This window comes from Rathayibacter sp. VKM Ac-2857 (assembly GCF_013205025.1).
Taxonomy (GTDB): domain Bacteria; phylum Actinomycetota; class Actinomycetes; order Actinomycetales; family Microbacteriaceae; genus Rathayibacter.
Map to the genome: position 1 here is coordinate 368,246 of NZ_JABMLE010000002.1, position 12,957 is coordinate 381,202.

Consider the following 12,957-nt stretch of genomic DNA (forward strand, 5'->3'; position numbering starts at 1 on the left):
CGTCCGGGGGAACGTGCTCATCGTGTCCGCCGGCCTCTCCGGCCACCAGCCGTCAGTTGTCGCGGCACCCGTCCGGGGGCCACGACGTCCGACCGAGGCGGACCGGCGGCGGACGGGCGCCGACGGCACCGGCCGCTCGACGCCTGCGGAATCCCGCCGATCCCTAGCACTCCGAGCCCGCGACAGCGCGCGTTGGGACTCGGTGTCGCTCCGCCTTGCGGCGTCTCTCCGCGCGCCGCACACTTCTGCCACCGATGCCGACCACCCGACGGCTCGACTCTCCCCTGACGATCCAGGACGCCGATGCCCGCCGCCGTGAGCACCCTTTCCCGACCCCTCGAGTCAGCCCCTCTCCTCGAGCCGACGCCGTCCCTCGAGCCGGCCCCTCCCCTCGCCGACGACCCCGTCCGCTCGATCTGCGTGATCGACGACCACGCCATCGTCCGCTCCGGCATCGCCGAGCTGCTGCGCGGGACCGCCGACCTGCGCGCCGACGCGATCGCCGCCACCGTCGGCGAGATCGAGGAGGACGCCGCGGACTTCGACCTCGTCATCCTCGATCTGCGGCTCGGCGACGGCAGCGAGGCCGGGGAGAACGTCTCGCGGCTGATGCGGCGCGGCACCCGCGTTTTGATCTTCTCGGCCGGCGACGACCCCGACTCGGTCCGCGCCGCCGCCCGGGCCGGCGCCCTCGGCATGGTGCGCAAGTCCGAGGAGGACTCGGTGCTCCTCGACACCATCCGCTCCGCGGCGCACGGCATCGCGGTCGCCTCGACCGACTGGGCCGCGGCCCTCGACGCCGATGCCGAGCTCGCCGACGCCGGTCTGAGCGCCCGCGAGCGCGAGGTGCTCGCGCTCTACGCCGCGGGCGAGAAGGCGCAGCGCGTCGCGTCGCTCACCGGTCTGTCCCGCGACACGGTCACCCACTACGTCGGACGGATCCGCGCCAAGTACGCCCGGGTCGGCCGGCACGCGGGGACGAAGGTCGAGCTCTACATCCGCGCGATCGAGGACGGCCTGCTCGAGGGCCCGATGTGAGACCCGACGCCGTCGCGGCGGAGGAGCCGAGCTACGGCATCGGCGACCGGTTCGAGCGGATCTTCGTGGTCGCCTTCAGCATCGGCGGCATCGCGTTCCACGCCGTCGCGGCACTCGGCTACGCCGGCACCGGTCTCACGATCTCGCCGCTCTGGGCCGTCGCCGCGGCGGTGCTGGTGCTGCCCGCCCCGCTGGTGACCCTGGTCGTCGCGACCCGCGGCGCACTCGGCACGGTGCGGACCGTCCTGCGCGCGCACGTCGTCCTCTTCGCCGTCGTCGCCCTCGCGCTGATCCCGGCCGTGCCGGCCGGGAGCGGTCCGGCGACCACCTCCTGGCTCATCGACGCCGTGCCCGTCGCGATGACCGCGGCGGCCGTCGCCTTCCCCGCCCGGGTGGTGCCGTTCGCCGTGGCGGCCGTCTGCCTGCTGCTCTTCGCCGTCCGCTCCGCCACTTCGGGCTCGCCGGTCGTCGCGATCGAGGAGGCGGTGGACATGGCGATGATCGGCACGGTCTTCGCCGGGCTCGCCCAGGCGGTCCTCGGCGCCGGCCGGTCGCTCGAGCGCGCGACGCGGGAGTCGGTCTTCGCCGCCGCCCGCGCCGCCGGTCGATCGGGGCGGCGCAGCGAGCGCATCCGGGTCGGCGCGCTCGTGCACGACGAGATCCTCTCCTTCCTGCTGAACGTGGAGCAGATCAGCCACTCGGCCGAGCGCTCCCGCGCCGCGGCGCGGATCGCCCTCGCGCACCTCGCGGAGCTCCGGCGGACGGATCCGACGGGTCCGACCCCGAGCCGCGCGGTGCTGACCGCGGGCGAGTTCGTGCGCGCCGCCTCCGTCCGCATCGCCGAGGCCGCCCCGCTCGCCGTCCTCAGCACCCGCATCGAGGCGGGCGCCGTGGCCGTCCCCTCCCCCGTCGCCGACGCGCTGATCGACGCGACCGTCCAGGCCGCGCGGAACGCCGTGCAGCACGCCCGCTCGACGGACGGAGCGCCCGCTGCCGTCCGCGCGTCCCTCGCCGTCGACGACCGCGGCCTCTCGATCGAGGTCAGCGACGACGGCGGCGGGTTCGTCGCCGCCGCGGTGCCGCAGAACCGGATGGGCCTGACCACGAGCATCCTCGGCCGGGTGACCCAGATCGCCGGGGCGACCGCGCAGATCGCGTCCGAGGCGGGCACCGTCGTCCGGCTGGAGTGGCACCGGTGACCCGCCCGCGCCGTCTCGAGCACAGCGCCGACGTCTCCGACCTGCTCGGCTTCGGCGGCGGCCGCATCCGGGTGATGGGGCTCTTCTTCGTCGGGGCCAACCTCCTGCTCGCAGGGCTGAACCTCGACTGGTCGCGCCGCCCCGCGGTCACGGCGGCGGCGACGCTGGTCGTCGCCCTCCTGGTCGCGCTGGTCGTCCGCCGGCCCCGCGACCCGCTCCCGCTCCCCGGCACCCTGGTGGTCGCGGCCGGCGCCCCCGTCGCCGCGGCCCTGGGCTGGTGGGCCCTCGAGCCGAGCGGCTGGGAGGGGAGCTTCGCCACCTGGTTCCTCGGCGGGACCGCCTTCCCGCTCTTCGCCCTCTGCCTCCGCGGGCGGATCCTCGCGGCGGTCGTCGGGCACCTCGCCGTCGGAGCCGTGACGCTCGCGGCACTGCTCGGAACCGGCCACAGCGCGCTCTTCGCCCTCGAGGCGATGTCGCGCTACACGATCCTGCTCGCCTGCGGCGTCCTGTTCCGCCTCGGCCTGCGCTACGCCATCGGCCGGATGAGCGAGGTGCGCGCCGAGCGCGAGCGACTGGCCGCCGAGACGGCGGAGGCCGACGGCCGCTTCGTCGAGCGGGAGAAGCGCGTGCGGCTGGTCGCGGACCTCGCGGAGCCGCTCCTCGCCCGAGCGGCGGCCGGCGAGCCCTACTCCCCCGCCCTCGCGCGCGACGCGGCCAACATCGAAGCGGGCATCCGCGACGGCCTCCGCGCCTTCGGCCTCGTCCGCGACCCGCTGGCCGCGAGCGTGCGCGCCGCGCGGCTGCGCGGGGTGCAGGTGGTGCTCCTCGACGACTCCGACGGGGACCTCGACGAGCCCACTCTCGACCGCGTCGCCGCGACCGCCGCCCGCGCCTTCGAGGAGATCGGCTTCGGCCGGGTCACGGTGAGGCTGCTGCCGCCCGGCCGGGGCGCCGTCGCGACGATCGTGGCCGACACCGAGCCGGGCCTCCATCTCGAGGTCGGCTAGGCGGCGCTCCGCCGCTCCCGGTCCTCGTCGGAGTACTCGACCCGCGGGTTGAGCGCGAGCGCGTCCCGGGTCGCCGCGCGCGCGAGGGTCAGCGCCGCCGACAGCCGCGGCCGGCGGACGGTGCCGGCGGTGCGCCCGTAGACGTCGATGTGCGCGAAGGCCGGTGCCCAGGTCGGCCTCGGCCGGCGGTTGCCGACGGTGGCCGTGAGGTGCAGGAACGCCTGCGCCGAGCCGAGCGCCGAAGCGGCGTCGACCCCCGGGGCGATCGAGGGCAGCGGCGCCGGAGCGGCGGATGTGACGGCCCGCAGCACCCGGAGGTCGGTGTACGCCGGGATCACCGGCAGGGTCCTGCCCAGCGTCGCCGGGTGCCGCGCGACCTCCTCGAGCGGCATGTCCTCCGTGAGGCCGAGCAGGCGCTCCACCGTGCGCCGCGACCGCGGGTGGAACGACGTCGCCTGCGCGGCCCAGCCCACGTTCATCACCCACAGCACCGGCAGATCGAGCGCGCGGGCCGTGCGCGCCAGCAGCACCCCGACCTCGGGGGTCGTCACCTCGGTCTCGTCGACGACCAGGTCCGCGCCGCGCGCGAAGTCGAGCGCCGTCTCCGGGAGCACGCCCGCGGGGAAGACGTCGACCGTCGCGTCGGCGTCGAGCGCGAGCACCGACTCGCGGAACACCTCGGCCTTGTTCCGGCCCACCGCCGCCAGCGTCGCCCCGGGCACCCGGTTCGCGTTCTCCGGCTCGAAGACCTCCGGGTCGGCGACCGCGAACGAGCGCACGCCCATCTGCGCGAGCTTCAGGCCGAGCTGGAAGCCGTCCCCGCCGACGCCGGCGAGCGCGATCCTCGACGAGCACAGCGCCTCCTGCTCCGCCTCGCTCCAGAAGCCGAGGTTCCTGGCGTACCTCGCAGCCGTCACATCGGTGCTCACGCCGCCAGCTCCTGCTCGTCGTCGATCCCGACCAGGATGTCGCGCGCGCTGAGGAAGCGGCCGGGCAGCCAGCGGCTGAGCCGCCTGACCGGAGGCACCTCGATCACGACCGCGACGTTGTGGCTCCGGTACGCGCCGATCCACCGCCGCTCGCCGATCCTCGTGGCGGTGAGCGAGAGGCGCAGCAACCGCTCGAGCACGGGATCGATCAGCCCGTAGGCGGAGCGGACACCGGCCTCGTCGAGGAACGCGAGCACCGCGCCGTACAGCTCCAGCACGCTCGCGTGCTGCGCCGCCCGGTCCTCGTGCCGCGCGACGAGGCGCGAGACCTCGACCGAGGGCTCCGGCGCGGGGCTCCGGCCGAAGACCTCGGGCCAGTAGCGCTCGACGGGGAGCCGGTCGTCGGGCACCGCGCGGGTCGACCGGCCCTTCACGATCAGGCGGAGTGCGGCACGGATCCGCAGCTCGCCCGCCGCCTCCTCGACGACCGCGAAGGCGAGCGAGCGCGCGTCGTCCTCGTCGGTCTCCCCGCCGTCGGTCCCGCGCTCGGCGGGGAGGAAGCCGGCCTCGTCGACGTAGATCTCGCGCCGGAGCTCGAGGAAGCGGCGGTACGCCTCCTCGGACCCGGGGACGGGGACGCCGCCCGAGGCGATCAGTCCGGTGGTCCGCCGGCTCACGCCGGCCGGTGGTCGCTGCTGCAGGTCTCGCATGGTGCTCTCCTCGACTCGGAAGCGTCTGTTCCGACGAGACCGATCGTGGAGAACGGGCGGGCTGCGAAGAATGGGGACGTCTCCCCACGGGCAGAGGTGCCCGTCGGCTCAGACCAGCTCGTCCACGTCGTCGAGGTCGACCGCGACCGAGCTGATCAGCGCGAGCAGCGCCTCCGCGTAGGCGTTCTCGGCGACCTCGTCCTCGAAGTCGCGCTCGCCGCCGCCGATCTCGATCGTCACGGCGAAGCGCACCGGTGCCTCCGTCGGCGCCGTGCGGCGCAGCGAGCGGAACGTCCCGCGGAGCAGCTCGCGCAGCTGGTCCTCGCGCGGCAGCCAGAGCGAGTCGTCGAGCGCCACCGAGTCGAGCGCCCACTCGGTCGTGCCGTTGAAGCCGAGAACGGTGCCGGTCTCGTACTCGTGCGCCTCGATGGTCATGTCGCTCACGGTGAAGACGTCGCCGTCGAACCCCTCGCGCTCGATGCGGAAGCGGTCGCCGGTGACCGGCGCCCAGCGCAGACCCGCGGTCCGCAGCGCCCTGGCCAGTTCGAAGGAGATCATCCCCCGATCATGGCGCGCGTTCCCGGACGGAGGCCGCGAAGACGGGCCTCCGGTCTCGATGTCGGTGGGTGAGTTTACGTTCATGAAACGTCCGGTTCACAGGCCGGGCACCCGCACTGCATAGCGTGGCTCACTGTGCCCCTTTCAGGGGCGAGGGTCGCCGTCGCCGTGCGGTGACGCACCACCGCTCCCCGGAGCGGCGATCGAGAGGACCACCCATGACCGACTCCCCCTCACGCCTCGCGGGCAGGCCGGGCGCCCGCACCCCGCGAAGAGGTCTCGCGCTCGCGGCCCTCGCCGGTCTCGCCCTCGTCGCCTCGCCGCTGGTCGCCGCTCCCGCCACCGCGGCTCCGAGCGGGGACGAGCTGGTCATCAGCGAGGTCTTCGCCCGCGGCGGCTCGGCCGGCGCGACCTACGCCAACCGCTTCGTCGAGCTCTACAACCCGACCGGCGCCGACGTCGCGCTCTCCGGCCTCTCGCTGCAGTACCGCTCCGCCACCGGCACCGCGAACCCGACGACGACCGTCGCGCTCACCGGCACCGTCCCGGCCGAGGGCCACTTCCTGATCGCCGGCGCGAGCAACGGCACGAACGGCGCGCCGCTCCCCGCCGCCGACCAGACCGCGAACGGCCTCAACATCGCCGCCGCGGGCGGCACGCTCTTCCTCGTCGAGGGCACCGGCACGCTGGTCGCCCCGCCGACCGGCACGGCCGCGCAGCCCGAGGCGGTCCTCGACCTGCTCGGCTACGGCACCTCGAACACCTTCGAGTCGGCGGCCGCCACCGCGCCGACCCTGACCGAATCGATCGCCCGCGCCGACACCGCGACCGGCGACACGGACTCCAACGCCGCCGACTTCACCGTCGGCGCGATGACCCCCGAGTCGGCCGGCGGCAGCACGCCGGAGCCGACGCCCGCGCCGACCGGGTCGCCGACCCCCACGCCGACCCCGACCGCTCCCCCGACCACTCCGCCCACGACGCCGCCGACCACCGCGCCCACCGTCTCGATCGCCGAGATCCAGGGCACCGGAGCCGCGTCCCCGCTCGTCGGGCAGACCGTCACCACCACCGGCGTCGTCACCGCGCGCTACGCCACCGGCGGCTTCAACGGTTACGTGATCCAGACCGCCGGCACCGGCGCGCAGACCACCGGCCGCACCGCCTCCGACGCCGTCTTCGTCTACTCGTCCGCCTCGGTCGGCGCCGTCGCCCTCGGCGACCACCTGCGCATCACCGGCGCCGTCAGCGAGTTCAACGGCCTCACCGAGCTCACGCCGACCTCGGCCGCCACCGTCGAGAAGCTCGACACCCCCGCCGCCGCACCGGTTCCGGCCGCCGTCGGCCTCCCGCGCTCCACGGAGGAGCGCGAGACGCTCGAGAGCATGCTGATCGCCCCGCAGGGCGCGTTCACCGTGACGGACACCTTCGACCTCAACAGCTTCGGCTCCGTCGGCCTCGCCGCAGGCGACTCGCCGCTGCTGACCCCGACCGAGGTCGCCCGCCCCGGGACGCCCGAGCTGGCCGCGGTCGTCGCCGACAACGCCGCCCGCGCGATCGTCCTCGACGACGGCGCCTCGATCAACTTCCTCGGCGCCGCCGCGAACAAGGCGATCCCGCTGCCCTACCTCACCCCGACCGAGCCGATCCGCGTGGGCGCCCCGGCGACCTTCACGACCCCGGTCGTCCTCGACTACCGCAACGGCGGCTGGTCCTTCCAGCCGGCGACGCAGCTGACCGTCGAGAACGCCGCGACCGTCCAGCCCGCGACCTTCGCGAACACCCGCGAGGCGGCCCCCGAGGCCGTCGGCGGCGACCTCTCGATCGCGTCCTTCAACGTGCTGAACTACTTCTCCACCACGGGTGACTCGATCACCGGCTGCACCTTCTACACCGACCGCGACGGCGACCCCGTCACCGTGAACAGCGGCTGCGACGCCCGCGGCGCCGCGAACGCGGACGACCTCGAGCGCCAGCAGGCCAAGATCGTCACCGCGATCAACAGCCTCGGCGCCGGCGTCGTCTCCCTCGAGGAGATCGAGAACTCGGCCAAGTTCGGCAAGCCGCGCGACGAGGCCCTCGCCACCCTGACCGCCGCGCTCAACACCGCCGCCGGCTCGGAGCTGTGGGCCTACGTGCCCTCGCCCGCCGCCCTCCCCGCGCTCGCGGACGAGGACGTCATCCGCACCGCGTTCATCTACAAGAAGGCCGTCATCGAGCCGGTCGGCGAGTCCGTCATCCTCAACGACGGCGCCGCCTTCTCGAACGCCCGGAAGCCCCTCGCCCAGGAGTTCCGCCTGATCGGCGACAGCGCCAGCGAATTCGTCGCGATCGTGAACCACTTCAAGTCGAAGGGCTCCGGCTCCGGAGTCGACGCCGACCAGGGCGACGGCCAGGGCGCCTCGAACGCGTCCCGCGTCAACCAGGCCACCGCGCTCGTCGCGTTCGCCGACCGCCTGAAGACCGAGAAGGCGACGGACCTCGTCTACCTGCTCGGCGACTTCAACGCCTACTCGCAGGAGGACCCGATCCAGGTCCTGCGCGATGCGGGCTACATCGACCAGGGCGCGAAGGACGGGAAGTACTCCTACTCCTTCGACGGCGCGGTCGGCTCGCTCGACCACGTCTTCGCCTCCCCGGCGGCCGACGCGACCGTCACCGGTGTCGACACCTGGAACATCAACAGCGGGGAGTCGGTGGCGCTCGAGTACAGCCGCTACGACTACAACGCGACGATCTTCTACGACACCTCGGCCTACCGCTCGAGCGACCACGACCCGGTCGTCGTCGGACTCGACCTGCCCGAGACCGCTCCGGCGACGGTGATCGACGTCGCGACGAGCGCGAAGACCACGCGCCTCGCCGTGCTCCGCACGCTGACGGTCACGGCCGTCAACAACGGCCCGGAGGCGGTCGCGATCGAGATCTCGACGCCCTATGGCACGCGGACGAAGAGCTCGGTGAAGCCCGGCCAGTCGTTCACGACCTCCTACCTCACGGTGCTCCGCCCGATCAAGGCCGGCACCGCGACGATCGAGGTCACCGCGAAGGACGGCACGGAGCGCACGTACCAGCAGGCGTACAGCGCCCGCTAGCCCGCTAGCCGAAGCACGACCGACCGCAGAGGCGGGTCCGCTGAGAAGCGGGCCCGCCCTCGTCGCGCCACCCCTGACGTCGCCCGGACGCGGCTCCTAGAGTGCGGAGCATGCCCGAGGGAGACAGCGTCCACCGTCTCGCCGCCCGTCTCCGGCGGGCGGCGGACGGCCGGACCGTCGCGGACGGCGAGCTGCGCTCGGGCGACACCGCCGGCAGCTCGCTCGAGGGCCTGCGGATCCTCGAGCACGACACCCACGGCAAGCACCTGCTCACCCGCTTCTCCGGCGGGCTCACGCTGCACACCCACCTGCGGATGCAGGGCTCCTGGACGGTGACCACGCCCGGCCGCTCCGTGCCGCGAGCGGTGCAGAAGGACGTCCGCGTCCGGCTCCGACTCGACGACGGGATCGCCCTCTGGGGCATCGACCTCCCCGTCGTCGAACTGCTGCCCACCCGCGACGAGGCACGCGCGGTCGGCCATCTCGGGCCGGATCCGCTCCGCGCCGACTGGAGCGCCGACGAGGCGGTCGAGCGGCTGTCCCGCTCACCGGAGCGGCCGGTGATCGCCGCCCTGCTCGACCAGCGCCTGATGGCGGGCCTCGGCAACCTCTGGGCGAACGAGGTCTGCTTCCTCCGCGGGCTCTTCCCCTGGCGGCCCGTCGGCACCGTCGACGTCCGCGCCCTGGTCGCCACGGCCGCGCGCGGCCTGCGCGCCTCCGTCACGGTGCCGGGGATGTTCCAGACCACCACCGGCGACACCCGCCGCGGCGAGCGGCACTGGGTCGCGGGCCGCGCCGGGCGACCGTGCCTGCGCTGCGGCACGACCGTGCTCGTGCGCGCCGAGATCCGCGACGACCCGGAGCAGCGGCGCACCTGGTGGTGCCCGCACTGCCAGCCCGAACTCCCCTGAGCCGGGCCGTGCCCTCGGCCGCCCGCCTGCGTAGGCTGGGCGCAACGAGCGGAGGGGTCTCATGAGCGACAACGTCTGGGGGTCCCCGGATCCGTCGGCCCGGCGCGACCAGCCGCCGGCGAGCGGTGTCGAGCGGAGTTCCGCAGCTCAGCCGCCCGCCGAGAACACCGCCGAGACGCCGGCGGAGGTCGAGCTCGCCCGTCCCGAGGACATCGAGCGCGCCCAGGCCGTCAAGGACCTCAAGCGCCGCCGCGACTTCGCCGGCTCGGTCGGCGGCTGGATGACCGTCTCCGCGATCAGCACCGGCGTCTGGTTCGCGACCGGCGCCGACGGCTACTTCTGGCCGATCTGGCCGATGCTCGGCATCGGCATCGGCGTGGCCAGCCAGGCCGCCGCCCTCTGGGGCCCCGAGAAGAAGGACATCACCGAGGCCGACATCGCCGCCCAGATGCGCAAGCGCGAGCTCCGCGGCCGCTGACCCCCGGCGTCCGTGGAAGAGACGCCCACCCCCATGCTGGTCGAGTAGCCGCGCAGCGGCCCCATGCTGGTCGAGTAGCCGCGCAGCGGCCCCATGCTGGTCGAGTAGCCGCGCAGCGGCTCCATGCTGGTCGAGTAGCCGCGCAGCGGCGTATCGAGACCCACCGTCCCCAGCAGGGCAGGTCTCCAGACTCCCGTTCTGACGCAGGTGGATCTCGATACGCCCGCTCCGCGGGCTACTCGATCAGCATGGAACGCACCGCCCGCTCACCATGCCGCCGCACCCGCGCCGCCCCATCATGCTGGTCGAGTAGCCGCACGCCCGCTCCACGCTGGTCGAGTAGCCGCGCAGCGGCGTATCGAGACCCGCCCACCGACAGCCCCCGCCCCGCCCGCCACCCCCTCCCAGGAGTCCCGTCGACCCCGGCTGCTAGGGTGCGTGTCGAGCGCGCCGACGTCCCGACGGCTGCGCTCACGGCACAGCGTGGCGCGCCGGACCCGAGGCGTGCCGCCTCCGGCACCGCCCACTGACGGTTTGGACACCCTTGGCCGACTCCTCCCCGCCCTCCTCCGCGCAGCCTCCCTTCGACGCGTCGCAGTTCCACGAGCTCCCGCCCAGGCGACCCTCCCGGCGAGCCGTCGTGCTCGGCGCGGTCGGCGCCGGCCTCGGCCTCGTCGCGCTCGGCGGCGGCGGCTACGCCGCCTACCGCGCCCTGACGCCCGATCAGCCCGGCGTCTCCGGCGAGCCGGGCACTCCGGCCGCCGAGCTCGACCTGCTCGCCGGCGTCCCGACCCCGACGCCGTCCTTCGGCCCGAACGGCACCCACTGGCCCTCGCGGACCCCGTGGTTCACCGGCGACGTCGATCTCGAGGTCGAGGTGGAGTGCTCCTGGTCGGCGATCAGCGAGGCGATCACGACGGCGCTCGACACCGCGGGCCCCACCGACACCGTCCGCATCCTCGTCGCACCGGGCGAGCTGCCCGGCGGCGGCGCCGGCTCGAGCTCCTCGCCGATGATGCAGGACATCGGCACGCTCGATCGCGACACCCGCGTCCTCGTCTACCCGCGCGACGGCTGGGGCACGGTCACCACCGCCAACTCCTGGCGGCTGCTCCGCGTCTACAACGTCGCGCTCGTCGGCATCGTCACCAACGGCGCCTTCCTCGCCTCCGGCTGCAGCAGCTCGGCCTTCGCGCGGATCACCACCAACGCCTACAACGTCTACGGCGTCGACGGCACGGACTTCACCGAGAACGTCGAGCTCGTCGAGGTGGTCGTCCCCGACGCCCAGCTGCGCGACGAGGACGTCTCGAGCATGCGCACCCCGACCGACGGTGCCGGCGGCCTCCGCCACATCTTCCGGATCGGCTGCTACACCGCCCCCGCCTACAAGGAGAAGGGCTCCGGCGCGCACACCGACACCGTGCAGTTCTCCGGCCAGGGCGGCAACTACTACGGCGACATCACGAGCATCGACTGCATCGACTTCGCCTCGACGAACACCGCGTTCCAGATCGGTTCGGCCGAGAACGTGCGCTACCAGCACTGCCTGGTCGTCGGAGCGGACGTCGTGAAGCGGGTCTTCCCGGTGCCGGACGAGGCCGACCAGGACGGCAGCTTCGGCGCCTCCAACGGCCCCGGCGTCGAGTTCGGCTGCTCGGCGCTCGACAGCACCTTCATCGGGCCGATGGGCGCCGCGACCTGGGCCTCGGTGACGAACTCGACCGCCGGCTACGAGACCAGCGGTGCGGCACCGAAGGAGGGCGAGTGGATCATCGACGAGTCGATCCTCGAGTGGAGCGCCGACGACGTGCACGAGCGCAGCCCGCAGGTGACCAGCGAGTACCTGGCCCAGATCTGGGCCTAGCCGCCGCTCAGTCCGCGTGCCGCCCGGCCCGCGCCGGTCGCGCCAGCGCCACGAGCGCCGCGGGCACCGTGAAGAGCGGGTCCCCCGGGATCAGCGCCAGCACCCGGCGGATCCCGAGCGAGAGCGCGACGATCGCCGCCGTGAGCACCAGCGGGTAGAGCAGCGCCGCCACCGGCTTCTCGAGCAGCCCGGTCAGCCACGCGGCGTCCGGGTTCGCGACGAGCGACCACAGCCCGAGCAGCGGCACCTGCAGCAGGTAGATCGGCAGCGTCCGCCGCCCGATCGCCGAGCCGACCCGCGCCGCCGGCGCCCAGCGGCAGAGCAGCGCCGCGCAGGCCACGGCGAGCGGGATCGCGCTCGCACTCACCACGAAGCCCGCGATCTGCCCGGCCGCCCCGCCGACGACGCGCCCACCCACGACCGCGACCAGGAACACCCCGAGCGGCACGAGCAGCACCAGCACCCCCGGCCGCGAGAAGCGGCGCAGCTGCTCGGCCCCCAGCACGCCGAGCGCGAAGAAGACGAAGTTGGCCAGCAGCGCGTCGCCGAAGAGGATCACCCGCAGGTTCGTCGCGAGGAACCAGGCGGCGGTGCCGAGCAGCAGGATCCCCCACCACGGCACCCGCAGCGCCCGCAGCAGCACCAGCACGAGCGGGTAGAGCGCGAGCGCGAAGAGGAACCAGAGCGTGGTCGTCGGGAAGACGAACTGCAGGAGGACACGGTCGAGCGAGTCGATCGAGTGCGGGAAGTCGGGGCGGGCGAGCAGTGCGAAGAACACGGCGTAGAGCACCACCCACACCGCGTAGAGGTAGTAGTTCGAGACGAGCCGCACCCGCGCGGAGCCGCGACGCCAGCCGCGCAACAGACCCGACTGCGCGAGCAGCCCCGCCAGCGCGAACAGGATCGGCATCCGGATGCGCCCGAGCGAGCCGCCCACCTGGTCCCACAGCCCGGCGACGGAGGACGCCGGGTCCGCGACGGTGGCGAAGCTCCAGATCAGGACGTGGAAGAGGACGACCGCCAGGACGCCGAGTCCGCGGGTCGTGTCGATCCAGGCGAGCCGCTCGCGCGCGACGAGCGCGTCCCCTGATCCCGATACCACGCGAACCAGTATGCGGGCTCGATGTGTCGCGGAAAACGCGACGTGCGGCGCCCGGCGTCGGTT

At 74.0% G+C, this 12,957-nt stretch carries 11 protein-coding genes; 7 read left to right on the forward strand and 4 right to left on the reverse strand.

What is annotated here, in order from left to right; translation table 11 throughout:
• Window positions 1-315 precede the first annotated feature (315 nt).
• From HQQ86_RS09145 to HQQ86_RS09155, 3 genes are read left to right on the forward strand one after another with little or no spacing between them, the layout of a single operon-like run.
• On the forward strand, window positions 316-1,038 hold the full coding sequence (locus HQQ86_RS09145; protein ID WP_216845282.1) for a response regulator transcription factor: 723 nt from the start codon (window positions 316-318) through the stop codon (window positions 1,036-1,038).
• On the forward strand, window positions 1,035-2,237 hold the full coding sequence (locus tag HQQ86_RS09150) for a hypothetical protein (RefSeq protein WP_173287822.1): 1,203 nt from the start codon (window positions 1,035-1,037) through the stop codon (window positions 2,235-2,237). The genes HQQ86_RS09145 and HQQ86_RS09150 overlap by 4 nt, the downstream gene beginning before the upstream one ends.
• Window positions 2,234-3,244 (forward strand): hypothetical protein, encoded by a 1,011-nt coding sequence (locus HQQ86_RS09155; protein ID WP_173287823.1) that lies wholly within the window; start codon window positions 2,234-2,236, stop codon window positions 3,242-3,244. The genes HQQ86_RS09150 and HQQ86_RS09155 overlap by 4 nt, the downstream gene beginning before the upstream one ends.
• On the opposite strand, the gene HQQ86_RS09160 is transcribed toward HQQ86_RS09155, so the two are convergent.
• The 3 genes from HQQ86_RS09160 to HQQ86_RS09170 all read right to left on the reverse strand — a co-directional run bounded on the left by HQQ86_RS09160 (window position 3,241) and on the right by HQQ86_RS09170 (window position 5,441).
• Window positions 3,241-4,173 (reverse strand): ThiF family adenylyltransferase, encoded by a 933-nt coding sequence (locus tag HQQ86_RS09160; protein ID WP_173287824.1) that lies wholly within the window; start codon window positions 4,171-4,173, stop codon window positions 3,241-3,243. The two genes, HQQ86_RS09155 and HQQ86_RS09160, sit on opposite strands and share 4 nt — an antisense overlap.
• Window positions 4,170-4,883 carry a hypothetical protein gene (locus HQQ86_RS09165; RefSeq protein WP_173287825.1) on the reverse strand — a complete coding sequence of 238 codons (714 nt, stop codon included), beginning with the start codon at window positions 4,881-4,883 and terminating at the stop codon, window positions 4,170-4,172. The genes HQQ86_RS09160 and HQQ86_RS09165 overlap by 4 nt, the downstream gene beginning before the upstream one ends.
• A gap of 108 nt (window positions 4,884-4,991) precedes the next feature.
• Window positions 4,992-5,441, reverse strand: coding sequence for a hypothetical protein (locus HQQ86_RS09170; protein ID WP_173287826.1), 450 nt, complete (start codon window positions 5,439-5,441; stop codon window positions 4,992-4,994).
• Between the two features lie 218 nt (window positions 5,442-5,659).
• On the opposite strand from HQQ86_RS09170, the gene HQQ86_RS09175 reads away from it, so the two are divergent.
• From HQQ86_RS09175 to HQQ86_RS09190, 4 genes are all read left to right on the forward strand, one after another.
• Window positions 5,660-8,536, forward strand: coding sequence for an ExeM/NucH family extracellular endonuclease (locus HQQ86_RS09175; RefSeq protein WP_173287827.1), 2,877 nt, complete (start codon window positions 5,660-5,662; stop codon window positions 8,534-8,536).
• Window positions 8,537-8,646: 110 nt separating this feature from the next.
• Window positions 8,647-9,447 carry an Fpg/Nei family DNA glycosylase gene (locus HQQ86_RS09180; protein ID WP_173287828.1) on the forward strand — a complete coding sequence of 267 codons (801 nt, stop codon included), beginning with the start codon at window positions 8,647-8,649 and terminating at the stop codon, window positions 9,445-9,447.
• A 61-nt stretch (window positions 9,448-9,508) separates the two neighbouring features.
• Complete coding sequence (locus HQQ86_RS09185) at window positions 9,509-9,925, forward strand: 2TM domain-containing protein (protein WP_173287829.1); 417 nt, start codon at window positions 9,509-9,511, stop codon at window positions 9,923-9,925.
• 544 nt (window positions 9,926-10,469) lie between these two features.
• The gene (locus HQQ86_RS09190) at window positions 10,470-11,792 is read left to right on the forward strand and encodes a hypothetical protein (RefSeq protein ID WP_173287830.1); all 1,323 of its coding nucleotides are present in this window, start codon (window positions 10,470-10,472) and stop codon (window positions 11,790-11,792) included.
• A 7-nt stretch (window positions 11,793-11,799) separates the two neighbouring features.
• Here the strand turns inward: HQQ86_RS09190 and HQQ86_RS09195 are convergent, their stop codons facing one another.
• Window positions 11,800-12,894 (reverse strand): acyltransferase, encoded by a 1,095-nt coding sequence (locus tag HQQ86_RS09195; protein WP_173287831.1) that lies wholly within the window; start codon window positions 12,892-12,894, stop codon window positions 11,800-11,802.
• Between the last annotated feature and the right edge of the window lie 63 nt (window positions 12,895-12,957).